20 protein-coding genes are annotated in these 23,985 nt (G+C 67.0%); 12 read left to right on the top strand and 8 right to left on the bottom strand.

Annotation, left to right across the window (positions count from 1 at the left end; translation table 11 throughout):
• The first annotated feature begins 32 nt into the window (after positions 1–32).
• Complete coding sequence (locus tag A9A59_RS09280; protein ID WP_098504003.1) at positions 33–1,589, top strand: CARDB domain-containing protein; 1,557 nt, start codon at positions 33–35, stop codon at positions 1,587–1,589.
• A 75-nt stretch (positions 1,590–1,664) separates the two neighbouring features.
• Positions 1,665–3,509 carry a DNA primase gene (dnaG, locus tag A9A59_RS09275; RefSeq protein WP_098504002.1) on the top strand — a complete coding sequence of 615 codons (1,845 nt, stop codon included), beginning with the start codon at positions 1,665–1,667 and terminating at the stop codon, positions 3,507–3,509.
• 283 nt (positions 3,510–3,792) lie between these two features.
• Here the strand turns inward: dnaG and A9A59_RS09270 are convergent, their stop codons facing one another.
• Together A9A59_RS09270 and A9A59_RS09265 are read right to left on the bottom strand one after the other, a co-directional pair.
• Complete coding sequence (locus A9A59_RS09270; protein ID WP_098504001.1) at positions 3,793–4,329, bottom strand: TetR/AcrR family transcriptional regulator; 537 nt, start codon at positions 4,327–4,329, stop codon at positions 3,793–3,795.
• A complete protein-coding gene (locus A9A59_RS09265; RefSeq protein ID WP_278286856.1) occupies positions 4,301–5,725 on the bottom strand; it encodes an HD domain-containing phosphohydrolase in 1,425 nt (474 codons plus the stop codon). The genes A9A59_RS09270 and A9A59_RS09265 overlap by 29 nt, the downstream gene beginning before the upstream one ends.
• A 295-nt stretch (positions 5,726–6,020) precedes the next feature.
• Here A9A59_RS09265 and A9A59_RS09260 point away from each other — a divergent pair, with 295 nt between their 5' ends.
• Complete coding sequence (locus A9A59_RS09260; protein ID WP_098504000.1) at positions 6,021–7,214, top strand: CaiB/BaiF CoA transferase family protein; 1,194 nt, start codon at positions 6,021–6,023, stop codon at positions 7,212–7,214.
• Positions 7,215–7,216: 2 nt separating this feature from the next.
• On the opposite strand, the gene cysS is transcribed toward A9A59_RS09260, so the two are convergent.
• The gene (cysS, locus tag A9A59_RS09255) at positions 7,217–8,431 is read right to left on the bottom strand and encodes a cysteine--tRNA ligase (protein WP_165772629.1); all 1,215 of its coding nucleotides are present in this window, start codon (positions 8,429–8,431) and stop codon (positions 7,217–7,219) included.
• A gap of 64 nt (positions 8,432–8,495) precedes the next feature.
• Positions 8,496–10,865, bottom strand: a complete 2,370-nt coding sequence (locus tag A9A59_RS09250) for a CaiB/BaiF CoA-transferase family protein (RefSeq protein ID WP_098503998.1) — start codon at positions 10,863–10,865, stop codon at positions 8,496–8,498.
• A gap of 190 nt (positions 10,866–11,055) precedes the next feature.
• On the opposite strand from A9A59_RS09250, the gene A9A59_RS09245 reads away from it, so the two are divergent.
• Positions 11,056–11,904, top strand: coding sequence for an SH3 domain-containing protein (locus A9A59_RS09245; protein WP_165772628.1), 849 nt, complete (start codon positions 11,056–11,058; stop codon positions 11,902–11,904).
• 119 nt (positions 11,905–12,023) lie between these two features.
• Entirely contained in the window at positions 12,024–13,769 is a 1,746-nt protein-coding gene (locus A9A59_RS09240; RefSeq protein WP_133117581.1) for a DEAD/DEAH box helicase, read from the top strand.
• On the opposite strand, the gene A9A59_RS09235 is transcribed toward A9A59_RS09240, so the two are convergent.
• Positions 13,758–14,252, bottom strand: coding sequence for a YbaK/EbsC family protein (locus A9A59_RS09235; RefSeq protein ID WP_165772627.1), 495 nt, complete (start codon positions 14,250–14,252; stop codon positions 13,758–13,760). The two genes, A9A59_RS09240 and A9A59_RS09235, sit on opposite strands and share 12 nt — an antisense overlap.
• A 58-nt stretch (positions 14,253–14,310) precedes the next feature.
• Between A9A59_RS09235 and A9A59_RS09230 the strand changes: the two genes are divergently transcribed.
• The 6 genes from A9A59_RS09230 to A9A59_RS09205 all read left to right on the top strand — a co-directional run bounded on the left by A9A59_RS09230 (position 14,311) and on the right by A9A59_RS09205 (position 18,777).
• A complete protein-coding gene (locus A9A59_RS09230; RefSeq protein ID WP_098503995.1) occupies positions 14,311–15,570 on the top strand; it encodes an acyl-CoA dehydrogenase family protein in 1,260 nt (419 codons plus the stop codon).
• 51 nt (positions 15,571–15,621) lie between these two features.
• Positions 15,622–16,353: an MBL fold metallo-hydrolase gene (locus A9A59_RS09225; protein WP_098503994.1), complete on the top strand. Its 732-nt coding sequence runs from the start codon at positions 15,622–15,624 to the stop codon at positions 16,351–16,353.
• Positions 16,354–16,397: 44 nt separating this feature from the next.
• Positions 16,398–17,585: a thiolase family protein gene (locus A9A59_RS09220; protein ID WP_098503993.1), complete on the top strand. Its 1,188-nt coding sequence runs from the start codon at positions 16,398–16,400 to the stop codon at positions 17,583–17,585.
• A 19-nt stretch (positions 17,586–17,604) separates the two neighbouring features.
• Positions 17,605–18,018 (top strand): Zn-ribbon domain-containing OB-fold protein, encoded by a 414-nt coding sequence (locus A9A59_RS09215; RefSeq protein WP_098503992.1) that lies wholly within the window; start codon positions 17,605–17,607, stop codon positions 18,016–18,018.
• A gap of 78 nt (positions 18,019–18,096) precedes the next feature.
• The gene (locus A9A59_RS09210; protein WP_133117580.1) at positions 18,097–18,477 is read left to right on the top strand and encodes a VOC family protein; all 381 of its coding nucleotides are present in this window, start codon (positions 18,097–18,099) and stop codon (positions 18,475–18,477) included.
• 87 nt (positions 18,478–18,564) lie between these two features.
• Positions 18,565–18,777: a hypothetical protein gene (locus tag A9A59_RS09205; protein WP_098503990.1), complete on the top strand. Its 213-nt coding sequence runs from the start codon at positions 18,565–18,567 to the stop codon at positions 18,775–18,777.
• A 111-nt stretch (positions 18,778–18,888) separates the two neighbouring features.
• On the opposite strand, the gene A9A59_RS09200 is transcribed toward A9A59_RS09205, so the two are convergent.
• The 3 genes from A9A59_RS09200 to A9A59_RS09190 form a co-directional block, all read right to left on the bottom strand.
• Positions 18,889–22,326, bottom strand: a complete 3,438-nt coding sequence (locus A9A59_RS09200) for an ABC transporter permease (RefSeq protein ID WP_098503989.1) — start codon at positions 22,324–22,326, stop codon at positions 18,889–18,891.
• A complete protein-coding gene (locus A9A59_RS09195) occupies positions 22,327–23,073 on the bottom strand; it encodes an ABC transporter ATP-binding protein (protein WP_098504853.1) in 747 nt (248 codons plus the stop codon).
• A 122-nt stretch (positions 23,074–23,195) separates the two neighbouring features.
• Complete coding sequence (locus tag A9A59_RS09190; protein WP_098503988.1) at positions 23,196–23,693, bottom strand: DUF309 domain-containing protein; 498 nt, start codon at positions 23,691–23,693, stop codon at positions 23,196–23,198.
• An 84-nt stretch (positions 23,694–23,777) separates the two neighbouring features.
• Between A9A59_RS09190 and A9A59_RS14120 the strand changes: the two genes are divergently transcribed.
• Positions 23,778–23,939: a hypothetical protein gene (locus A9A59_RS14120; RefSeq protein ID WP_165772626.1), complete on the top strand. Its 162-nt coding sequence runs from the start codon at positions 23,778–23,780 to the stop codon at positions 23,937–23,939.
• Positions 23,940–23,985 lie beyond the last annotated feature (46 nt).

Below are 23,985 nucleotides of genomic sequence, written 5' to 3'. Positions count from 1 at the left end.
TGGAGGCGCGCTGATACTCGGGTCAGCCCGCCATGTCCAATCGTTTCGGCTCCAGCTACGACAACGAGCCCGTCATCGGTGCGACCTATCCGCCAGACGATGAGCCGGTCATCGGCGGTTCATATCCCCCCGACGAACCGGCGCCACCGACCATCGGCGGGTATACCGGAGAGCCGTACTACGAAGACGATGAGTTCGCCGGGGAAGACGGTTACTGGGACGACGAATACTACGCCGATGCGGAGCCACCCGCCCGCCAGCCGATGTTCTACCTGTTCCTGTTCCTGGCGGCGGTCGTGGGCGGCGTCCTCGTGTTTCTCGTCTTGAACCTGGTGCGGGGCGATGGCGGCAACAGTGGAACACCCGCGACCGAGTTCGCGGTCCAGATTGAATCCCCAACTCGCGACCAGCGGCTGGAAATCAATCGCGAGCACGAGGCCATCGTCCAGGCCTCAGCGACCGTGCCACTCCGCCGTTTCGAGCTGTTCGTCGGCGACCGCGTCGTGGACGCCATCGACCTGGCTGAGGTACCGCCGGACAACCGTTACCGGGCGACGCTCAGGTTTACGCTCCCGGGCAAAGGCACGTACGAGCTCTTCGTGCGCGTCTTCGCGGAGTCGGGCGCGTCAAAAGATTCCGCGAAGGTCCGGGTTGTCGCCATTGAGCCAGTGGGCGAACGCCCCCAATCGATCCAGGGGCGCGTGGTTGCCGATGCCACCCTGCGCGAGGGCCCCGGCGACACCTTCGCCGAGGCTGGCAGCCTCCGCGCCGGCGCACAGGTGACGATTACCGGGAAGACCCGCGACCTCTCGTGGCTGCTCGTGCAGCCGCCCGCGGGGCGCGCCGGGTGGGTCCGGCGGGCCGCCATCGAGCCGCTCGACACGCTCGACCTTGTGCCGGTGCGGGATGTCACGCCGACACCCGTCCCCACAGCAACCGCTACCCCGGAACCATCGCCGACTGCCACCGTTTCGCCGTCGCCGTCGCCTTCTGCCAACGCGCCCGACTTCGTGCCCACCAACGCCGTGCTCGCGTCGGGCGGGGCGGTCCTCCGGGTCACCGTGTCGAACGTCAGCAATAACGCGTACAGCGGCCCGCTCGTGGTTGCCGTCGGCGGGGATGTGCCCCAGCAGGAGCTTGCTGTCAACGTGAATCTCCCGGCCAACGGAGGCTCGACAGTCGTCGAATTCCCGGTCAGCCCGCCGATTACGCAGCCTGAGGCGCGTGCGGTGGTAACCGTCGACCCGGCGAATATCGTGCGCGAGCAGCGGGAGGACAACAACGGCGCGACCTTCGTGCTCCAGCCGCCTGTTGAAGCGCCGAATCTCGTGATTACCTCTGCGACCGTTACGACAACAACAGTCGACGTTGTGGTTCGAAACGACGGCGGCCCGCTCCCGGTGAGCACCGTAGTCGTCCAGGTCCAGCTCGGCGGCGAGACGACGAGCAAGAGCGTCAGTATCGCCCTCGCAACCGGGCAGTCGTCTCCGGTCATCTCGGTGGCGCGCCCCGCCGGCTCGGGACAGGCGACCGTCACCGTCTACGTCGGCAATCAGCCGCTGGCCAGCACCACCGTGCAGCTTCCCTAGACGTAATGCCACCACGCACGTTCAGGCCCGTGTGGCGGCACCACCACTGGCCGCTCGGGCACGTACGATGGGTCTATGGACGTTGTTGACGCCATTAAACGGCAGGTCGACCTCGTCGCCTACATCGGGCGGGTCACGCCCCTGCAGAAGTCCGGGCGGAGCTACCGCGGCCTCTGCCCCTTCCACAGCGAAAAGACGCCCTCGTTTTATGTCTTTCCCGAACGCGGGACATGGCGCTGTTTCGGCGCCTGCGGCGAGGGCGGCGACCTCTTTACCTTCGTCGAGAAGCGAGAGAACGTCGACTTCCGGGGGGCGCTCCGCATCCTCGCTGCCGAGGCCGGCATCCAGCTCCACGAAGACGACCCGAAGCGCCGCTCCCACATCGAACGGCTGGCCGCCATCGTTTCCGCTGCCGTCGGCTTTTATGAGCGCCAGCTGCACGAACCTGGGGGCGCGGAGGCCCTTGACTACCTGAGGGGCGCGCGGGGACTCACCGTCGACACCATTGCAGCATGGCATCTCGGCTGGGCCCCGGATGGGTGGCATCACCTCCGTGATTTTCTCCTGAACCGCGGATACACCATCCCGGACATGGTGGCTGCCGGCGTCCTCGTTGACGCCGAGAAGGGCCGCGAGCCATACGACCGGTTCCGCGGACGCGTCATCATCCCAATCGCGAACGAGCGCGGCGAGTTCGTGGCGCTGGCGGGCCGCGGCCTCCACGGAGAAGAGCCCAAGTACCTGAACTCGCCCCAGACCGAGATCTTCGACAAGGGCCGCACGCTGTTCGGCCTGCACGCCGCCGCTGATGCCATCCGCGCGCATGGCGAAGTCGTCGTCGTCGAAGGGTACATGGATGTCCTTGGGCCCTGGCAGGCAGGCTACCGCAACCTCGTTGCGACGATGGGCACCAGCCTCACGCGCCACCACGCTGCGCTGCTCCGCCGCTTCGCACCGCGCATCGTCCTCGCCCTCGACCCGGATGCGGCCGGGATGAACGCCGCCGAACGTGCCGGCAGCCTGCTCTTCGGCTTCACCGGCGAAGACCAGGCTGCTGACGCCGCCCGCGCAGCCGATACCCTTGCCGCCGATACGGACATCGACCTCCGCGTGGCCCCGCTGCCCGCAGGGCGCGACCCCGACGAACTCGTCCGGGACGACCGCCCCGCGTGGGAGCAGGCCATCGCGGGAGCGCAGCCGTTCGTAGAGTTCCTGCTCTTCCGCATGCTTGGCAGGCGCCGATCCCTGTCGCCGCTCGAGGTGCGTCACCTGGTCGACCGGCTCGTCCCGGTGCTTCTTGCGGTGAGCGACCCGGTCGAGCGCGGGCTCTACATCCAGCGGGTCGCCCGGCATCTTGGGGTACCGGAGGCAACCGTTGCCGACCGCCTGCGTCGAGGACGCCAGGCGCGCCCCAGGGGAGCCCCGGAGCAGGAGGTGCGTCGCCCCCTTGGACCCGAAGAGGTACTACTCGCCCTCCTCCTGCAGCATCCCGGGCTCCGGCTCGCCTACCGCAACTACCCCGAGTCGCTCTTCACCGGCGCTCTTGAGCGCGAGGTATTCCGCCGCTGGCTCCGCGACCCGGACGCTGTGCTGGCTGCCTCGGACGAAGCAGGCCAGCTAGCCAGGGAGCTCGCAGCCTATCGACTGCCGCCGCTCACCGAAGCGGAGGCCCGCCGAGCCGCTGACAGGAAGATCGAAGACCTGCTCCGGGAGCGTATCCGCCTCCACCAGGCAGCGCGCGCCGAAGAACTTTCCGAAGCGGAGCGCACGCGGGGTGCGAATGAACTGGCGCGGCTAGCGCTTGCGGCGTATCGCGGCGAGGTGCCCGCAGGGCCCGAACGCGACCTGGCCGAAGCGCTCATTGAAGAGTTCGAGCTCGGACTGAGCATCCACCGCCGCGAGACGCCGCCCGCGCACTGAGAAATTAAGGACTGTCGCAGCCGAAAGCTTCGCCACCCGGCGATTTACCATCTTGACACCATTCTGTTCCGCGCCGTATTACATACCGGCCGGTCGGCATCTTGCCGCCGGATTCTCGCGGGAGGTGCCTAATGGCTAGGCTCCGGATGCTCCTCGTTGCTGGCGCGCTGGCTGCGGTCGCGGTCGTTTCGACGGCTGCGCCCATGCTGACCATCAGCTGGTAACAGAGAGCGACCCCATCAGGAGGGGCCGCTCCATGCGGCCCCTTCATCATGTCCGGGCGTCAGGCTGAATCTCCCGCAGCCGCCGCGCCACGGTAGCGGGCGTGGAGCGCAGCGGCGTCAATGAGCCGGCCGACCAGTTCGGCGGTCGCCAGTGCTTCTCTCGGCCCCTGACCAGCCCGAATGGCCGCTGCCCCAAGCAGGGTCGACCGCTCGGCGAGGAAGGCATCGAGCAGCTCCCCGACGGCTCGCTCTCGGCCTGCAGTTATCCAGATGTCGAGCATGAGTGCGCTGTGCTCCGCATCGCGGGTTGTTCCCAGGAACGCCTCGGCCGCGGCGGGCGGCGATGCTCCGGCTGCGAGCGCCTCGGCAGCCCGCTCGAGTCGCCGTCTGGCCTCCTCCAGCACATCGGAGACCACTGCGAGGTAGAGGTCGAGCTTGGTGGGGAAGTGCGCGTAGACGGCGCCCTTCGAGAGCCCGGCCGACGCTGCGATGGCGTCGAGCGAGGCACCTTCAAATCCGCGGGCTGCGACTGCCCGACGTGCCGCTTCGACCAGCTGGCGGCGAGTCTTAGCTCGCCGCTCTTCCTGGCGCACCATCTGCCTGCCTCCATGCCGGGAGGTACAGCAGCGGCCGGGCGGGGTTTCCTGGCTCCTCCTGCCTCCACCGGGGGAACAGTGCTTCGAACGCCTCGACGACCCGCGGGTCGAACTGCGTCCCCGCGCACCGAAGTATCTCAGCAAGCGCCTCCTCTGGCGACTGACCGCGCCGGTACGGCCGGTCCGAGATGATGGCGTCGTAGGTATCGCAGACGGCAAAGATACGCGCTCCGACCGGAATCTCCTCCCCTGCGAGGCCGCGCGGATACCCGTTCCCGTCCCATCGCTCGTGGTGCGCCAGCACGATCTTTGCCGCCGGGCGGAGGTACGGCACCTGCGCGAGGATGCGGTAGCCAATTGCGGGGTGGCGCCGCATAAACTCCCACTCCTCCTCGGTCAGCCGGTCCGGTTTCAGCAGAATTGCGTCGGGCACCCCGATCTTGCCGACGTCGTGCATGAGGGCACCCCGGTAGATCGTGAGCAGCTCTTCCTCGTCCTTGATGCCGAGCAGCCTGGCGATATCCAGTGCGTGGTGCGCTACCCGTACCGAGTGGCCCCTTGTCTCCTGGTCGCGGACGTCCAGCGCGGTGACCAGCGACTCCAGCGTGCCGGTATAGGCATCCCGGAGCTGCTCCGACATATCGCGGATTTCGATGTAGGCGCGGTGGAGCTGCTCGTTCGAACGCTCCAGGCGGAGCACGTTCTCCCGAGTGCGTTCGACGAACTGGGTGACTGAGTACCGGGCGAGCACCACCGGCAGCACCATGACTGCGACGGCTGCCACGCCAAGCTCATTGAAGATGACCGCCAGGCCGCCGGCGACGAGCCCGAGCACGCCGTAGTAGGGGAACAGCCAGCCGATGTTGTCGCGGAAGGTCGCGCCGAAGCTCCGTTGCGTCGTCAGCGAAATGATGGCCGCCACGGCGACCCCGTCGACCGCGAACAGGGCGAGCGAAGCCAGGCCCCCTTCGACGAGGGCGAGCACGGACCGCGGAAGGTAGCTGCCGAGTACAGCCTGGACCCCGGCCACGAGCATGGTCGCCACGAACGCTGCCAGCGTCTCGTGCCCAAAGTTGAACGCAAGCTTTCTCTGCGCGCGCTCTCGACGGAAGTACCCGACCAGGGCGATAACCGCTGCTACGGTCACAGCCCCGGGCGGGCCGAACAGGACCGCCGCCATCGCGGTCCCGACGAAGCTCACGGAAACCCAGCCGCCGAAGTAGAGCCGGACTGAGAGGGCCTCTGTCAGCCCGGCGAGCAATACGACAATCGCCAGACCAACCGGGTCCGTAATCGGCTGGACAAAGAACGCCACGGTGAAGGCCACGGAGCCGGCCGCAAAGGCAAGCGCGATGAACCAGTCTTCCCGGGTGCGGAGCGAGCAAAGGAAGGGCATCTCACGGGTACTTATCGACCGCCCAGCATCCCCTCCGCAGGCGGCACCGAAACGCTCGGCTTGCCGGTGTGTCGTGCCCCTGTCGTCGATCCATGGCGTCGTGCCCGTTCGGTGAATGACCTTGCGCGGTAGCGATCCCCGGCCCGAGGCCGCTCACTATATTCGACGGCACGGCTTTCGGCCGCCTGAAGTCCGAGCGTGGGGCACCCGCGCCGGCGCGCTGGTGACAATGGCGACGATTTGGTGACGGAAACACGGCTTCGCAACCGACCTGCCTGCGCGTAGACTCAGTCCCATGTCCGCTCCGCTCGAAGGGATCCGCGTCATCGACTTCACCCGGTACCAGCAGGGACCGTTTGCGACGGTCATCCTCGCCGACTTCGGCGCCGATGTGATCAAGGTCGAAGAGCCGAATGGCGACTACGGCCGTCGCATGTGGCGCGAGCCGGACGGATTTTCGGCATTCTGGGAGTCGCTCGACCGGGGCAAGCGGTCGGTCTGTATCGACCTTCGCAGACCCGACGGCGCGGAGCTCGCCTTGCGACTCGCGGACACCGCCGATGTACTGGTCGAAAACTTTCGACCCGGCACGATGGAACGATGGGGCCTTGGCCCTGGCGCCGTACTCTCGCGCAATCCCCGGCTGGTTTATGCCCGCGCGACCGGCTGGGGCTCAAAGGGGCCGATGGCGCACCTCCCGAGCTTTGACCAGATTGCGCAGGCCTACTCCGGCTTCGCCCAGCACGCCGGCGGCGGACCGGGCCACCGGCCGGAAATCCCCTACCCCGGTATTGCCGACCAGACCGGCGGGATGAACCTCGCCCTCGGAATCATGACGGCGCTCTACGCCCGCGAGCGGACCGGACGCGGGCAGGTCGTCGAAGTGTCGCTGCTCGGTACCCAGCTCGCCCTGCAGGCGCCCGAACTCCAGCACGTGCTCCACTTCGGCACCGAACGCCCGCGCGAATTCCGGGCCTCGCCGACCGTGGGCCATTACCAGTGCTCCGACGGGCGCTGGGTGATGATCGTGGGCATCGACCAGAAGTTCTGGCCGAGAATCGCCCGGGCGCTCGGCCTCGAGCATCTCATCGACGACCCCCGATTCTCCCGCGGGTACGTGCGGTACAAGAACCGCCACGAGCTTGAACCAATCCTCGAGGCCGCGTTCGCCAGCAACACCTCCGCGCACTGGCTCGAACGACTCCGGCAGGAGGACGTGCCCGCATCGCTCGTCCAGGACTATTCGGAGCTCGCTGAATCGGAGCAGGCCTGGGCAAACGGCTATCTTCTGGAGATCGATCATCCTCGCTTCGGGCGCCAGCGGGTCGTTGGGCCGCACATCCAGCTTTCCGAAACCCCGCCCCGTCTTAGCTTCCCAGCGCGTGACCTCGGCGTCGATACCGAGGCGGTCCTGCGGGAGGCCGGCCTTTCGGATGCCGAGCTGGAGCGGCTCCGGCGTGAACGGGTCATCGGGCCGGCCGAGGGCTGAGTTCAGGGCGAGAAGTCGCCGTTTGCGGGGCCCCGCGCCCCGGCGAAGGCAAACCCGAGCACCTGGAGCGCCTTCCGGACCGCCGCGGCTTCGGCAGCATCCCCGGAGCCCGTGAGCACCCGGTGCGCGGCCGCGTCGGCGGCATCGAGCGCCCCGGGCACGTCAAAATCGTCGTCGAGCCGCTCCAGGAACTGCGAAAGGACGGCCCGGTCAGCTTCAGCCTCGCCTGCCCGGGCTGCGGCCGCCTTCAGCCGTTCGTACCGGTCCCGGAGCCGCTCGAGTGAGCCGTCGGTGTAATTCGCGTCCGCACGGATGTGGGTGCTAAGCAGGTAGAGCCGCAGGTGGTCCGGCTCGACGCGCTGCATCAGGTCGCGGGCGAGCACCAGGTTGCCGAGCGACTTGCTCATCTTGACCCCGTCGAGCTGCAGCATGCCGTTGTGCACCCACCAGCCGCAAAACGGCTCCACATCGTAGGCGCATTCGGCCTGGGCGATCTCGTTTTCGTGGTGTGGGTATTTCAGGTCACTGCCGCCGCCATGGATGTCGATCTGCGTGCCGAGGTGTTTCACCGCCATCGCGGTACATTCGATACTCCAGCCGGGGCGGCCCGGTCCCCACGGACTGTCCCACGAAGGGTCGCCGGGGTCCACCTGCTGCCAGAGCAGGAAGTCGAGGTGGCCCCGCTTCTTGTGGGCGCGCTTCGACTCCGGGTTTTCGCGCTTGCCCAGCTCCTCGAGAGTCATGCCGTTGAGGCGGCCGTACCGGGGGAACGAGGCCACGTCGAAGAATACGTCCCCGTCGACGACATAGGCGTGGCCGCGGTCGATGAGCCTGCGCGTGGTCTCGATGATCTCCGGGATATGGTCGGTCGCGTACGGGTACACGGTCGGGCGGAGGACGTTCAGGCGGTCGAGGTCAGCGCGGAGGATGGCATCGTTTTCGTCCCGGATCTCAGCAATCGGCCGGCCGCCCTGGCGTTTCGAGACCATGATCATGTCGTCGTCGATGTCCGTGACGTTCTGGACGTATCGGACGCGATAGCCCAGCCAGGTCAGATACCGCCGGAGGGTGTCGAACTGCACGTAGGAGAAGGCATGCCCGAGGTGGGTCACGTCGTACGGCGTGACACCGCAGACGTACATTCGCACCTCGCCGGGGCTGACCGTGCGAAACTCGCGAACTTCGTTACCGAGCGTTGTGAACAGGCGAAACGGCACGATTGGCGCTCCCCGGCGATGGCTCCAGTTAGCGTAGCAGAGGCTCGGTTGCTGTTCGCAACCGTCAGGAGAGCACCCCGCCTGCCATGAGTTCGGCGATCCGCTCGTCGTCGTAGCCCAGCACCGTGGAGAGCACCTCGAAGGTGTCCTCGCCGACCTGCCGAACTCCTTCGTACACGGGCGGCCGCTCCCCGTCGAACCGCGCCGGGAACCGGTCGATCCCGTACTCGCCCCACTTTTCCGCACGTGCGCTGCCGAAGAAGTCCCGCGCCGCGAGCTGCGGGTCGCGTTCGGCAAGGTCCCCGGCGTGCTGCACCGGCGCAGCGCACACCCCCGCCCGCTGAAGCCGTTCGGCGAGTTCGTACGGGTCTTCGCGGCGGGTCCGCGCTGCTATCGCGGCATCCAGTTCCCGCCAGTTGGCCACGCGGTCGGCATGGATGGCGAACCGTCCGCCAGGCTCGATGCCAAGCATGCCCGCGAGGCGCCGCCACTCCTCATCGCCGCGGACCGCGATGGCAACCCACCGGTCCTCGCCAGCGCAGGGGTAGATCCCGTGCGGAGCCCAGGCATCGAACGGGTGCCGGTTGCCGCGCGGCTCGGGATTCGTGCCGTTGGCGAGGTAGTCGATGATCGTCGGGCCCATGATGCCAAGTCCGAGCTCATACTGGGCAAGGTCGATAGCCAGCCCCTGGCCGGTCCGCTCCCGGTGTTCGAGCCCCTCGAGCGCCGCCAGCGCCGCGGCGAGACCGCTCAGGTGGTCCGTCAGCGAAAAGCCGTAGCCGTCGGTGTACGTTCCCTCGGGATTCGTGAGATAGGTCAGGCCGGTCAGGGCGTGAATGGTCGGCGCGTAGGTCACGAACTCCTTCCAGGGGCCGGTCTGTCCCATGCCGCCCATGGAGATGACCGTTACTCCCGGGTGGTCTGGCGCGAGGGACGCGCGGTCGAGCCCCCAGCGCTCGAGCACCCCGGCCGAAAAGTTTTCGATGATGATGTCGCTCGCGAGCGCCAGGTCTCGCGCAATCGCCCTGGCCTCGGGCCGGGTCATATCGAGCGCGACGCTCTTCTTGTTCCGGTTCCAGCACACGTAGTAGGGGTGGTCGGGGGAGTTGGCACCGCCGCTCCGCTTCGCACTGCTGACCTTGATGACCTCGGCCCCGAGGTCGGCGAGCACGCGGGTGCCGAACGGCCCCGCCAGCACATGGGTGAAATCGAGCACGCGGACGCCCTCCAGTGGCCGGCTGGCGGGGAGCTGCCGGTTGGGCGCGATGCCGGCTGCGGGACCCCGGGGCGCCCAGGCGACTGCTGACACCTCGACCTCGCGCGCGGGCTGGGGAGGCGGTCCGTCGGCGCTGGTGCGGAAAAATCGCCCTGGCAGCCGGACAGCCCCAACGCCCGGGACGTCGGCTTCGTACAGGTAGCCCCGGGCCGCGATCTGGGGGCTTTTCGTCAGCGCCTCGGCGACGTTCCAGACCACGCCGAACGGCTGGTGACGCCGCTGGGCTTCATAGAACAGCTCCTCGCCGCTCCACTCGGCCACCCACTCGCGGAGCACCTTCATGACGTATGGGAGGTTCTTGACCATCGCGACCACGTCGGGAAACTTCTCGCGGTCTGCAAGCTCCTGGGCGGCGCCGCACTCGATAAGCCATGGCACCAGGACTTCGGTGAGCTTCAATGAGGCAGTGACCATGACCCCGTGGCCGTCGCGGGCGGGGTAGACCTCATAGGCGCCGCTCCAGTGCAGGCTCCCCTGGCGCCGGGCGATGGGCGTGCCCCACGTGCCGTTGGGGAAAAACCACTGCATCAGCACCTGTTCCGTGCAGGTGACGAGCGCTTCGTGCGCCGAGAGATCGACGTGGATGCCCCGCCCGGTGAGGCGGGCGTAGCGAGCCGCCGCGAGGGCGAGCACAGCCGCGTAGAGACCGACGGTATGGTGTGATTGGTTGCCGTAACCGGAGATCGGCGGGCTCGCCGGGTCACCGGTGACCCATGCAGAACCGCAGAGGGCGTTCGCCGCAAGGTCGTTAACGCGCCAGTCGCGCCACGGCCCGTCCTGGCCCATTGGAGTCACGGCGATGTGGGCCAGCGGCGGGTTTGCGGCGCGCAGTTCAGCCGCGGTGAAAGGGGGAGCCCCTGGCACCCAATCCTCGATAAGGATGTCGGCCGCGGCGGCGAGTGCAAGAAACTGCTCCCGCCCGGCCGGTTCGCCCAGGTCCAGCCGGATGGTGCGCTTGCCGGCGTTGTAGAAGGTTGACTGGATGGAGACGCCGGTCGAGCCAAAGAACGGCGGCTCGACGGCCAGGGGATCGCCCCCCGGCGGGACCACCCGGACAACGTCAGCGCCGGCTTCGGCCAGGAGTCGGCCAGCCAGGACCCCGTTCCACCCTGCGCATTCGATGACGCGGAGCCCTGCGAGCGGCTGGAGGGCGGCCATGCCGAGATTGTACGGATTGCGCCCCAACAGGCAGCCCGCGGGAGCACGTTCGCCGCAATCAGCCGCCCGCCGGTCGGGACGAACCTGATTTGCCGTTGGGGAAATGCCGATTCAAGTATCGTGCGGGTTGTCACAACTCGCACGGCTGGGGTACGGTGCCCGGAGCCCTCAGGAAACAGGAGCAGGTGCGATGCCGATGACCCGCCACCGGCACACCCTGGCAACCGTCCTGGTCGCCATCCTTGCCATTGCCGCCGCCGCCATCACCCGCGCCGACGCCCATGCTGACGCGGACCATCCCATCGTCCAGCGCGCCCTAAGCGACCTCGGGACCTACCAGGGCGACTGCTGGCCCTGGGTGAAGCGCGTTGTTCGGGACGCAACCGGCCGGGAGATCGGTTTCGACTACCGGCACGGCTTCTTCGAAGCCGGCGCCGTCGAGGTACCCCTCGCCGAGGCTGCCCCCGGAGATATTATCCAGGTCGCGCTCGATAGCTGGACTTCGCCCGACGCCGACTACGCAGGCCTGCACACCGCGATCGTGATCCGGAACAACGGCGACGGCACGTTCGACGCGATTGATTCGAACCAGCTCTGGGACGGCATCGTGCGGCTGCGGCCCGCCTACAACCCGGCGGCCCAGGCCGCGGCAGCGGGCCTGCAGGTTCACGCTTACCGCTTCCCCCTCAATGGGGCAACGCCGGCTGCGCCCCCGATCCCGGTCGGTCCCGCGACGCTGAAGCCGGGCGATAGCGCCCGCGTCAACACCCCGGGCGACTGCCTCCGCCTGAGAACCGCACCGGGCGGCGAGATCATCACCTGCCTGGCCCATGGCACGCGGGTGACGGTCATCGAGGGCCCGGTCGATCGGCTCGGCGTGGCGTGGTACCTCGTCTCGTCGCCCGTCGGCGACGGCTGGATGGCGGGGCAGTACCTCCAGCGCGAGGCCGGCGGCCCCGGGGCCAACCCCAGCGCGCAGGGGCCCACCCGGCCGCTGATGCAGTACCGGGCGGTCGTTCCGCTCGCAGCTGCCGATTGACCCAGCGCTGAACCTTTGCTCGATAAGCATCACGAGATGTCGCGGCGGTAACGGCTGATTCCGGCCGCCGATCGCCGTAGGCTGATCGTCATGCACGCAGAGCGTCGTCCCACGTGCACATGGTGAGCGTCGACAACCCGCGCCTTCGCCCCGGTCAGCGCCTCGCGCTTGAGCGGTGGAACCGGGCGCTTGCCGCCGGCTCCCGCTCCGAGCTCGTCGTTGTGCCCGTCGGTTATGGAAAGACAATCATCGGCGTCGGCTCGTTCGCCGTCGCGGCTGCCGGGGGCCACGCCGATACCTGCCTTTACCTCACGCCGACCGACGTCCTCCGCACACAGGTCTACCACGGCCTCGAGCGGGCCCTGGAGGTCCTGGACGCGCGCCTCGATGTCCGCAAGTACCTGGCCGAAAACGCCACACTCCACCGCGCCGCGGCCAACCGTGCCAACGTTATCGTGGCGACCTACCAGCAGGTTGCCGCCGCCCCGCAGCGGTATGCGAAGCTCTGCGCCCGGCGGCGCGTGCACCTCGTCTGCGATGAAGCCCACCACCTCGGCGAGCGCGGACAGTGGGCCGCGGCGCTCCGCGCGCTCCCGGTTGCAACCACCATGCTCCTTTCCGCGACGCCGGTCCGTCTCGACCGCGAACCGCTGGCCGGCGCCCGCTACGTTCCAGTCGAGGACGGCGAGGGGCTCGTCATCGATCCCCTGGTCCACGTGACCATGCGACAGGCGTGGAGGGAGGGGCGCATCCTCAAACGGCTGGCGATGCAGATGAAAGACTACGCCGTCGAACTCCGGAGCGCTGACGGCGAAATCTATACCTTCACCGCATCGGAAATGGCCGAACTGCCTGACTTCGACCAGCGGTGCGTCCGTCAGCAGCTCCGCTGGAATGATGATTATGTTCAGCCGCTCGTGCGCGAATTTGCGCGGACGCTGGAACGGAAGCGCGCCCTGGCGCCGGGCCAGCACCAGGGGCTGGTCTTCGCCGCGACCACAGCCCACGCCGAGCACCTGGCGCGGGTCTTCGCCCGTCATCACCCGGGGCTGCGCTGCGCGGTGGTCCATAGCGGCGACGAGCTGCCTGCGGCGGAGGCCGAGCAGCGGCTGCGCGATTTCCATGCCGGCCGCTACGACGTCCTCATCCAGGTCCGGAAGGCAAGCGAGGGGTTCGATGCCCCAACGGTCTCGGTCCTCCTGAAGCTCGACGCGGTGTTCAGCCGCGAGCCCGTCATCCAACAGCTCGGGCGCGGCCTGCGGTACAACCACAACCTGCCCGAAGCCCAAAACGTGCTGCACGTATTTATCGGGCGCGACCCCCGGCTCGCGCCCATCATCGACCACCTGGAGCGCGAGGCAGCACTACCCGCGATCCCTGGCCAGCGCAACCGTGACGAACCGCGCCTGGAGGTCGAGGCCACGGAGGACGAGCCTGAGCAGCTGGCCGGCGAGGCGGAGGACCGCGCCACGCCCGAGATCGTCGACGTCGTCGAAGCCGGCGATGCGGTACTCGATGAGACCGGGCGCCTCATCGAGGGCCAGCAGCTGACGATGTTCGGCATCCCGGCACCGCCGCCTGCACCCCGCGCTGCCGCGTCCGTCGCGCCGCCGCCGGCGCCGGCCCAGCGCGAAGTGGTCGACCTCCAGGCGGAGCTGCAGGAGGCTATCGACTACTGCAAGACCTGGACGAGCCGCGCTGCCCGGGAACGGGCGAAACGGTTCGGCCCCCGCGAGAACCACTTCGCCATCCTCAACGCCGCCTACGCCCGGGAGACCGGCCAGCGCGGCACGCTTTCCACGGCGGCAGACTACCGGCGAAAAGGCGACTGGATGAAGCGGAAGTACCTGGAGCTACTCGGCTGATGTTCCCGGGCGAAGGTCAACCGCGCGGGCGCCGGTGACCGCAACGAGGTCGGCCGGGGCCAGCTCGATGTCGGCGCCCCGCACGCCCGCGCTGACAAACACGGTGGCGTGGCGGAGCGCCGCCGCGTCGACCAGGGCCGGGAACCCTTTGCCGGCAAGCGCCAGCGCACTGATGCCGCCGACTTCCAGGCCGGTCATCCGCTCGGCGTCGGCGTGGCGGGCCATCCGGAGCCGCTTCAGCCCAAGTACGGCCGCCAGCTGCTTCAGGTCCACCTCAATCGTTGCCGGCACCATGAGCAGAACGGGCTTTCGCTGCGGCGGCTCCGGTTCGAGCACAAGCGTTTTCAGCACGCGGGCCGGTTCCACGCCGGCCTCCCGGGCAACGTCGACCGCCGACCGGATGGCCGGGTCGAACCGAATGAGCCGGTGCGGGACCTTCCGCGCCTCGAGCAGGCGGACGGCCGGTGGTTTCGATGGAGGCAAGCCGCGGCTCCTGCCGGTAGGATACGCCGGCAACCTTCGACAGCGAGGCGTCGCCCCTATGGACTTTGAGCTTCCGCCCCACATCCCTGAATTGCTCCGCGAGCTGGACGACTTCATCGAACGCGAAATCAAGCCCCTCGAGCAGCAGGACGACAACATCCGCTTCTTTGACCACCGCCGCGAATGGGCCCGGACCGATTGGGAGAACGGCGGCATTCCGCGCAAGGAGTGGGAGGAGTTGCTCGCCGAGATGCGGCGCCGCGCCGACCGCGCCGGCTGGCTCCGGTTCGCCGTGCCGAGAAAGTACGGCGGGCGCGATGGCACGAACCTCGAGATGGCGATCATCCGCGAGCACCTCGCGAAAAAGGGCCTCGGCTTGCACAACGACCTCCAGAACGAGTCCTCAGTCGTGGGCAACTTTCCCACGGTGAAGATGTGGGAGCAGTTCGGTACCGAGGATCAGAAGAAGGAGTTTCTCGAGGGCATGTTCACGGGGAAGACCCGGGTCGCCTTCGGGCTGACCGAGCCGAACCACGGCTCCGACGCAACGTGGCTCGAAACCCGGGCCGTCCGCGATGGTGACGAATGGGTCATCAACGGCAAGAAGCGGTTCAACAGCGGGCTCCACAATGCGACCCACGACCTGATTTTTGCCCGCACCTCGGGCGAGGAGGGAAAGGCCCGGGGCATCAGCTGTTTCATCGTCCCGACCAATGCCGAGGGGTTCTCGGTGGATTTCATGTGGTGGACGATGAACATGCCGAGCGACCACGCCGAGGTTACGCTCAAGGACGTGCGGGTCCCCGCAACGGCGATGCTCGGCAAAGAGGGCGACGGGCTCGCCCTGGCCAACACCTTCGTCCACGAGAACCGCATCCGGCAGGCAGCCTCCGGCGTAGGCGCCGCGCAGTACTGTATCGACCGGTCCGTTGAGTACGCGAAGCAGCGGGTGACGTTCGGCCAGCCGCTCGCCACCCGCCAGGCAATCCAGTGGCCGCTCGCAGAGCTGCAGACCGAGTGCGAAATGGTCCGCTGGATGGTCTACCGCACGGCGTGGCTGCTCGACCAGAAGCATCACATGGAAATCAGCGACAAGGTCGCGATGTGCAACTACCGCGCCAACCGGCTCGCCTGCAACGCTGCCGACCTGGCCATCCAGGTGCACGGCGGCATCGGCTACACCCGGCACATGCCGTTCGAGCACATCTACCGGCACCATCGGCGCTACCGCATCACCGAGGGGAGCGACGAGATCCAGATCCGGCGCATCGCCCAGGTGATGTTCGGCATGGGGAGCTCCCGCAAACCGGAGGCGTAACGCCCGGCCCGGTGCAGGCCATTGACGCTGCTGGGGTAAAATCGCGGCTCCGTGGGGAACCTGGATTTCGCTTTCGTCGGAACCGGCAACGCTTTTGCGCCCGGGGGCCTCTGCTGGAACGGCTTCGTGGCGGATGGCCGCTACCTGTTCGAGGCGCCGCCGCAGGCCCTCCAATCGCTTAACCGGATGGGCATCGACGCGAACGAGCTCGAGGCAATCATCCTCAGCCACCACCACGGCGACCACTTCCTCGGGCTGCCGTTTCTGCTGCTCCACTGGAAGTACTTCGGCCGGTCCCGCCCGGCGACGATCGTGGGCCCGCCCGGCACGCAGGAGCTCGCGGTCGCGATTGGCCGGTCAGTCTACCCCGGGCTGTTCGATATCGTGTACGAGCTTCGCTGGGTGGAACTCGCGGACGGCGAATCTGCGCAGGTCGGGGACCTGCGGCTCACTGCCCAGCGCGTTGAGCACGACGCGCGGCTCAGCCTGAACCTTGGGTACCAGTGCGAGCTTCGCGGCAGGGTGTTCGCCTACACGGGCGACACAGGGTTCTGTGAAGCGATACTGGAAATGGCGCGCACATCGGAGGTGCTGGTGGCGGAATGCTCGTCCGTCGACGAGCATGTGCCAATCCATCTCAACCTCATCGAGGACATCCCGCGGCTCCGCGACGTGATGGCTCCTGAAGCGCACCTCATCCTCACGCACCTGACGCCGGCTGTGTCAGCCGCGACGCTTCGCAACACAACGATTGCTCGCGACCTCGAGCACTACCGTATCTGATGTCCGCCGGTAGAATGGGCCGGCGAAGGAGAATACCTCGACCTATGGCGCACCCGCTTCGTGGAGTCGCGGCCATCACCGGGCTTGGCATGACCGCGATGGGCCGCATCTACCGCTCGACCAACGAACTTGCAGCGGAGGCGGTCGCGACAGCCATCGCTGACGCCGGCCTCCGGAAAGACGACATCGACGGCCTGCTCATCAACGCGGGGATCACGGGGACTACGGGCGGCGGCCTGACGCTCGGCCTGCAGAACTACCTTGGGCTGAAAAACCTCCGGTTGCTGAACCACATGAACGCTGCCGGCTCAACGGCGGCACAAATGGTGCAGTACGCCACCATGGCTATCCACGCCGGCATGGCCACCCATGTGCTGTGCGTCTTCGCGGACGCTCCCCTGAAGGAGGGAACGTCGGCCGGGGCGGCCTACGGGGGCGCCGCACGCAACCCCCAGCGGCCGAAGGGCATGGCAGGGCTGTACGCAGCGGCTGGCTATTTCGGCGCCAATACCCCCTACGCGCTCGCTGCACGCCGCCACATGGCCCTCTACGGTACGAAACAGGACCACCTCGGCATCATCGCCGTCGGGCAGCGGCAGTGGGCCACGATGAACCCGCTGGCCCAGATGCGCGAGCCGATCACGCTCGAGGACTACCACGCCTCGCGCTGGATCATCGAGCCGCTCCACCTGCTCGACTGCTGTCTCGTCTCCAACGGGGCCGTGGCGGTCATCGTCAGCCCGGCCGAACGCGCCAGGGACATGCCGCAGCCGCCGGTGTACATCCACGGGATGGGGCAGGGACACCCGGGCGATAGCGGCCGCGCGGGCTCGGAGTGGGAAACCGAGACGGGCGCGCGCATCGCTGCCGAAACCGCGTACCGGATGGCCGGCGTCGGCCCATCCGACATCACCTGCTGCCAGATTTACGACTGCTACACCTACACCGTGCTCGTGACGCTCGAGGATTACGGGTTCTGCAAGAAGGGCGAGGGCGGCCCCTTCGTGGAGGACTGGAAGCTGGCTCCCGGGGGGTCTCTCCCGACAAATACCGGCGGCGGCGAGCTCTCGGCCTATTACATGTGGGGCATGACCCCGCTGAGCGAAGGCATCATCCAGGGACGCGGCCACGGCGGCGAGCGGCAGGTGAAGAACGACGTGATTCTCGTCACCGGGAACGGCGGCAACCTGAGCTACCACGCCTGCCTCATCCTCAGCCCGCACCCGGCCTGACCCCCGAAGGACGTCATAGATGACTGAGACTCAGCCGACAATCCCGGTTCCCGAGCCTGACGAAGCCTCGCGTCCATTCTTCGACGGCGCGGCTGCGGGCCGTCTGATGCTGATGCGCTGCATCGACTGCCAGACCTGGCGCCTCCCGGCAAGGCAGCACTGCGACGTCTGCCTCAGCGACCGGTACACATGGGAGGCCGCCAGCGGCCGCGGCCGTGTCCGGACCTTCGGTATCATGCACCAGCGGTACCATCCCGCGTTTCAGGTGCCATACAACGTCACCGTGGTGGAGCTTGACGAGGGCCCCCGGCTGCCCACCAACCTCGTCGAGGTCGCGAACGAAGACATTTACGTCGGCATGTCCGTGGAGGTCGTTTTCGAACGGTACGACGACGTTACGCTGCCGCGTTTCCGGCCAGTCCGGGACTTATGACGAGCTCATCCCTTCACACTTGACAGCAAATTACCGGAGGGAGACGGTTCGAGCGTGACACGGGAGCCGGTCCTGGGCATGGTCTTCTGGGCGACCGATGTCGGCGCCCTTGCGGACTTTCTTGTGGCGGTTGCGGGCGCGGAACTGCGTGAACGCCACCCGGGCTACGCGGCGCTGCGTCTCGCCGGATCCCTTATCGAGGTCCATGCCGACGAGTCGTTCCGCGGCCATCCGTGGTTTCATGCGCTTGCCCGCGAAGGCGTGGCCCGTGGCATCGGAGCGGAGCTGGTGATCCCCGTTGCCGACGTAGCCGCCGCGTACCGCACGGCGCTCGCACTCGGCGCTCAGGCCATTGCGCCGCCGTACGAGTTTGAAGGCAGGCTCGAATGCGAGGTCATGGGCCCCGACGGCTATGTCTTCAGTCTATGGCAGCCATGGGACTTCGCTACATCGGGCTGAAATTTTCGAAGCTGTAACGTTATCGCTACTTTCCTGTGCTACGGTGGTTGTGAGGAAACGCACATTCACTGTGCAGGGAGGTGCCTCATGTACAACCTCGACCCAATGTCGCTGGAGTATCTCGCCCGGCCGCATGAACCGACGCCCGAGACGCGATTCCGCGAGGAATACGAACGGGCCCGGGCAGATTCCCGCCGCCACCACGATGAGCTTGTCGACCCCGAGCGGCGCAACGCGGCCCGGCTGCTGCGCGAGCGCGTCATCGTCAATATCGGGCGGTTCCTGGCCCGGCCCTCGTAAGCGCAAAGCTGCGGTTCGCACCCGTAAGGAACGAAAGGGCCTGCTTCCGGCGGGCCCTTTCGGTGTCTCTGCGCTCCATCGATATCTCCCGGCGACAGACAGCCGGGCTTCCTACTCGTAGCGGAGGGCCTCCGCGACTGGCACGCGCGACGCGCTCCGCGCCGGGAGGACGGTCATCAGAATCGACGCCCCGAATGCGACCGCGCAAATCACCGCGAGTTGCAGCCAGGGGACGATAAAGCTCACTGACTCCGACCCTTCGAAGAAGTCTTCAGTCGTAAACAGTACCCACGCGAGCGACAGTCCAAGAACGAGACCAAGCAGGATGCCGGCGATCGCGATAAAGGCGGATTCGAGCAGGAAGCTGAGTGCCACCATGCGCCGGGTGTAGCCGATCGCCCGTAGCATGCCAATCTGCTGACGGCGTTCCACAACCGCCCGCGAGGCGATGACGGCGAGCGCAGCGATGCCGACGATCAGACCGAGGCCCATGAATCCCTGGAAGACGAGGAGGAACCCGGTCTGCTGCCGCTGCTGGTCGGCGAGGAGGGCATCGAGCGAACTGGCTGACGCCTGCACCAGGGCCGCCTCGACCTGCTTCGCGTAGGCTTCCGAGTCGGTGCCCGGCGCGAGGCGCAAGAAAAATAGCTCCCCTCGCGCCGCCGGAAATGCTTCCTGGAGGGTGGCCTCGCGGACCACGATCCCGGTCCCAAAATCCGGGCTGCTGAGCGCGAAGAATGTGTCGGCAGATTCCTTCAGCTGCCCGATGACCGTAACGGTGGTCACCTCGCCCGTCCCCGGGTCGCGCAGGTTGAGCGTGAACGGCTCAAACCCTTCCGTCAGCGGCTTCAAGCGAAGCCGCAGGTTGCCTCCGCCGCCGAATCCCTGGGGTGCGGTCGTGGCGTCTGCCGGGAGAAGGGCGAGATTCGGCTGCTCCCGAAGCGCCTTCCACACCGCCGCATCATCGGGATAACCGGCCGCCCGGAACTTGAGCTTCAGCTCCTGTGCGGCGAGGAAGCCGTCATCGACCCCAAACAGCTTGATGCTGCTGTACGGGGCCACCTTACCGTCTTCGGTGTTGACAAAGCCGTCGCGGTTTTCGACCTCGACTTCCTGTTGATAGGCCACCCGGGCCACACCAACTGCTTCGATCGGTCGGGTATCGGCACCGGCGGAGGACAGCGCTGCCCTGATGTCGTCGATCGGGTTGTTCTCGTTGACGGTGCCGACGACATCGAAGCCGCCTTTCGACTCATCGTTGAGGAACAGTGCGGCGAAATTCTCATTGATGGTTGACATCATTACGAGCGAAAACATGATCAGTCCGATCATGGCCATCGTCATGCCGGTGCGGAACCGCGATGTGAGCGGGTAGGCCACTGCAGTTTTGATCGCCGGGACCAGGCGTCCGAAGCGGTTCCCCAGGCTCGCAATCGCCGGCAGCACGATGTCGGCGTTGTACACGACGATGAACACGCCGCAGGTGACCATCACGACGCCGCTCAGGAAGAACATCTCGATGTCTCCTTCGAGCGGCCCGGTGAGCGGCTCGAGCCACTTGCTGGGCAGGTACCACAGGGCGAGGAGCAGTGCGCTTGTCCCCGAAAAAGCGAGGCGTTCTGAGACTCCAAAGTAACGGAGGGTCACCGCACCCCAGAGAAAGACGGTCGAGACTCCCAGGAGGAAGAAGAAGGCGCTGTCCCGGTCGAGGCCGCCATACGTGAGCGCGACGCCGGCGATGCCGAATGCGATGGCCGCCGCAACGGTCCAGGGGACGCGCACGCGCCAGTCCTGCAGCATCGCTGCGAGAAATGCGAGCGGCCACACCGCAAGCGCCCCAATGCCAAGCCAGCGAGGCAGCGTTTGCGGCTTGCGGTCGCGGGTCAGGCGCACGAGGATCAGCGCGACGGCGTACCACGGAAGCACGAGGAACCAGCCGATCACCGGGATGAAAATGCCCACCAGCCACGGCCATCTCGGCGCCGGCTCCCCGGTGCGCCGGGCCTTCGGCGCGGCCACGTCCCCATTGCGGAGGAGGTAGAACCAGGGGCTGATGAGCCCGACGAGCATGAGCGGGACCCCCAGCAGGAGCCCGGGCGCGCCGAACAGCAGGAATGCCGCGCCGATCGGCAGACTGAACGCCGCGATGCCGTTGATCGTTGCACGGTAGTAGCCCCGCCAGGTCGATGCCTCCGGGTCGATTGGGCTTGTCTCCGGCAGATCGCGAATGGCTGCCGTGATGTTGATGCGGCTCGCCCGCCACGAGGCGATGAAGATGACGAGGAACGTGGCGATGATGCCGAGGCAGAACGCCGTCACCATGCTCCGCAGCGTGAAGCTGATGGCCAGGTCGAGGCCGAGGCTGTCGCCCCCGAAGTACTGGATGACCTGGACCATGCCTGCCGTGACCGCCATGCCGGCGAACAGCCCAACGACCGCTGAGCCGAGGTCGTACCCCATACCCTCAGACAGGAACGACTCGACAATCTGCCGGCGCTTCGCGCCCACGGCCCGGGCCATCCCGATCTCGGGCTTCCGTTCCGCGGCGAGCATCACGAAGATGAGGAAGATGAGCAGGATGCCGGCGGCGATGGAAAACAGCCCAAAGACGACGAAGATGGCCGTAAACGCCGAACCGACGAGTTCGGCCGTTTCAACGAGTTCCCGCTTCACCTCTACGACGCGGTAGGGCGTTCCCTCAAGCAGGGATTCCAGCCGGGCAGTCACGGCACGCGAGCGTTCCAGCCCGTCCTTGACACCGCCGACGTTGGACACTGCGACGGCGTCGGCCACGTCGCCGCGGCCGGTCAGCTGGGCAAAGGTGTCGAACGGAACCGCGCCGCCGCGGAGCGCGAACGGGCCCACCGCCCCGGAGAGAACATTCGACGGGGTGACTGCGACCACCGTGAATTCGACCGGCTGGCCCCGGTAGAAGAGCAGGACCTGGTCGCCCTCCCTGGCATCCAGCTGCTTTGCCAGGTCTTCGTTGACGGCGATCGTCCGGCCGACCAGTTCAACCGGGTTGCCCTTGAGGTCCTTCAGCCCGCCGAGCGCCGCAGCGTCATCCGGCCGGAAGGCCACAATGCGCGCTGACGGCTCGTTGAGGCGGGTGCGCACGTTCTGGACAGGAAGCGTCTCGCGCTGGAGCGGGACGATGGCTTCAATGTCGGGGTCACCCGCGAGCTTCGCTTTCCATTCGTCGACGAGCGCCAGCGGGATGACCTGGTCTTCCTGCGGAGCCGGGTTCTCCTGTGCATCCCACGAGATCCACTCATCCGTCTCACCAAGGATGTTGTAAACCTGCGTGCTGACGGAGGAGGTGAGGGTATCGCCGGTGCCAAACGCGGCGCTCATGATGAGCGTCGACAGCATGAGGCCGACGATGATGAGCGTCGTCTGGGCCTTCCGTCGCGGGATGTTGCGGAGCCCCATCTTGAACATCACCGGGTTGCGCCAGGCGATGAACGCGATCGCAAGGAAGATGAGGAGCGTCACCGCCACGCAGATACTGGCGATGATGGTCATCGAGACGCCGAACAGCTCGTTCATCTACTCGGCCCCGCCGCCGGCCGCAACCAGTGCCCGCATCGCTTCGCGGCTGTATTCGCGTACGATGACGCCGTCCGCCATGTGAATCGTGCGATGACAGCGGGCGGCAACCTTCGGGTCATGGGTCACGATGACGCAGGTCTGCTGCTCGGTCGCGTTGAGCTCGACAATCAGGTCCATGATTTCGTTGGCTGTCTTCGAGTCCAGTGCGCCGGTCGGCTCATCGGCCCAGACGATAGAGGGGTGGTTGACGAGCGCCCGGGCGATGGTCACGCGCTGCCGCTGGCCGCCCGACAGCTGCCCCGGTCGCTGGTTCGCCCAGGCCCGGAGATTGACGCGGTCGAGCGCCTGGAGCGCCTTTTCGCGTGCTTCTTTCGGCTTCGTTCCCGAGACGATGAGCGGCAATTCGACGTTTTCAACCGCGCTCAGCACCGGCAACAGGTTGTAGGTCTGGAAGACGAACCCCATCTCCCGGGCACGGAACTCGGTTTTCCGGTCGTCGGGCATGTGGGCGATGTCGTGGCCGGCAATGAGCACCGTGCCGCTGTCGAACTCATCGAGGCCTGACAGGCAGTTGAGCAAGGTCGTCTTGCCGCAGCCCGATGGGCCCATGATTGCGACCATTTCGCCGCGGCGCACCTGCAGATTGACGCCGCGAAGCGCCTGCACCTGCACGGTACCCGTGTCGTAGGTCTTAACCAGGTCCCGAGCATCGATCACGACATCGTCCGCTGCGTGTTGGGTCATAGTTACCCCCGGCCGCTCGTTTTCCGGAGAGAACCCCAGTCCTGGCAGGGTCTCGCGCTGGCGGCTCACCAACGAGTATAACGGTGGCGATTAAATCGAAGTTCCACGCGAACGCCTGCTCGTCAGGCGGGGACCGTGATGTCCATCGCCAGGGGACGGCCCTCCTCGTCGAAACCCCACGCGCGCCACCGCCGGGCCTCAGCGGGAAGGGCGGATGCATCGAAATCCATCACCGGCCGCTGCGCAAGGGGAAACCGCTCCACGCCGCCCGGACCAAGCTCTTCGAGCAGCTCGCGAGCTCCGTCGAGCGCGCGCCAGATGCCTTCCGTGTCGAACCCCATCGCCGGCCCCGGACGATAGGGTTCGAGGTAGCCGAGTGCCGTCCGGAGGAGCCTGCTTGCGCCGGGGTACCTGCCGCGCTGGAGGTGAACGTACGCTGCGGCCGCCTGGATCAGCGCCTTGTAGAGGTCCCGGACCGGGCCATGCTCGAACTGCCAAATCTCTTCCAGGTGTTCGTGGGCCTCGTAGAAGCGCCCGGAATTGAAGTCAGCGCAGTAGCGCGCGAACGCCTCGGGAACCGTCACCTGTTTCGTCACGAACCGCTTGCGCCGCGCGACCACGACCCCAGCCTACCTCGGCATGCGTGACCCAACCAGCGAGACCGGCAAGAATTCGGACAGCACCTTCCCTGGAGCAGGATTGCCATGGCCGACCACCATCACGCGCCCGCCAACCCGAACGCGGCCCCCATGCACACCGATGTACGGGAGAGCTTCGACCCCGGCGCGGTCGCCTTTTGCTACATCCTCGCCGTTATCGCCCTCGTGGCGGGACTCGTCTCTGGCCTGGTCTTCGTCAACGATTAAGGATTTGCTGGCTTACCGGCCAGTATTTTTTGCGAAGTTCACGTAA

This window comes from Tepidiforma thermophila (genome assembly GCF_002563855.1).
GTDB classification, from domain to species: Bacteria; Chloroflexota; Dehalococcoidia; order Tepidiformales; family Tepidiformaceae; genus Tepidiforma; species Tepidiforma thermophila.
Note: the sequence above shows the minus strand (reverse complement) of the source record. Positions and strands in the feature narration are given on the sequence as shown.

Excerpts from the sequence above, each read along its gene's own strand:
- A9A59_RS09280 (WP_098504003.1), top strand. The coding sequence starts at position 33 with ATGTCCAATCGTTTCGGCTCCAGCTACGACAACGAGCCCGTCATCGGT.
- dnaG (WP_098504002.1), top strand. The coding sequence starts at position 1,665 with ATGGACGTTGTTGACGCCATTAAACGGCAGGTCGACCTCGTCGCCTAC.
- A9A59_RS09270 (WP_098504001.1), bottom strand. The coding sequence starts at position 4,329 with ATGGTGCGCCAGGAAGAGCGGCGAGCTAAGACTCGCCGCCAGCTGGTC.
- A9A59_RS09265 (WP_278286856.1), bottom strand. The coding sequence starts at position 5,725 with ATGCCCTTCCTTTGCTCGCTCCGCACCCGGGAAGACTGGTTCATCGCG.
- A9A59_RS09260 (WP_098504000.1), top strand. The coding sequence starts at position 6,021 with ATGTCCGCTCCGCTCGAAGGGATCCGCGTCATCGACTTCACCCGGTAC.
- A9A59_RS09250 (WP_098503998.1), bottom strand. The coding sequence starts at position 10,865 with ATGGCCGCCCTCCAGCCGCTCGCAGGGCTCCGCGTCATCGAATGCGCA.
- A9A59_RS09245 (WP_165772628.1), top strand. The coding sequence starts at position 11,056 with ATGCCGATGACCCGCCACCGGCACACCCTGGCAACCGTCCTGGTCGCC.
- A9A59_RS09240 (WP_133117581.1), top strand. The coding sequence starts at position 12,024 with ATGGTGAGCGTCGACAACCCGCGCCTTCGCCCCGGTCAGCGCCTCGCG.
- A9A59_RS09230 (WP_098503995.1), top strand. The coding sequence starts at position 14,311 with ATGGACTTTGAGCTTCCGCCCCACATCCCTGAATTGCTCCGCGAGCTG.
- A9A59_RS09220 (WP_098503993.1), top strand. The coding sequence starts at position 16,398 with ATGGCGCACCCGCTTCGTGGAGTCGCGGCCATCACCGGGCTTGGCATG.
- A9A59_RS09215 (WP_098503992.1), top strand. The coding sequence starts at position 17,605 with ATGACTGAGACTCAGCCGACAATCCCGGTTCCCGAGCCTGACGAAGCC.
- A9A59_RS09210 (WP_133117580.1), top strand. The coding sequence starts at position 18,097 with ATGGTCTTCTGGGCGACCGATGTCGGCGCCCTTGCGGACTTTCTTGTG.
- A9A59_RS09205 (WP_098503990.1), top strand. The coding sequence starts at position 18,565 with ATGTACAACCTCGACCCAATGTCGCTGGAGTATCTCGCCCGGCCGCAT.
- A9A59_RS09200 (WP_098503989.1), bottom strand. The coding sequence starts at position 22,326 with ATGAACGAGCTGTTCGGCGTCTCGATGACCATCATCGCCAGTATCTGC.
- A9A59_RS09195 (WP_098504853.1), bottom strand. The coding sequence starts at position 23,073 with ATGACCCAACACGCAGCGGACGATGTCGTGATCGATGCTCGGGACCTG.
- A9A59_RS14120 (WP_165772626.1), top strand. The coding sequence starts at position 23,778 with ATGGCCGACCACCATCACGCGCCCGCCAACCCGAACGCGGCCCCCATG.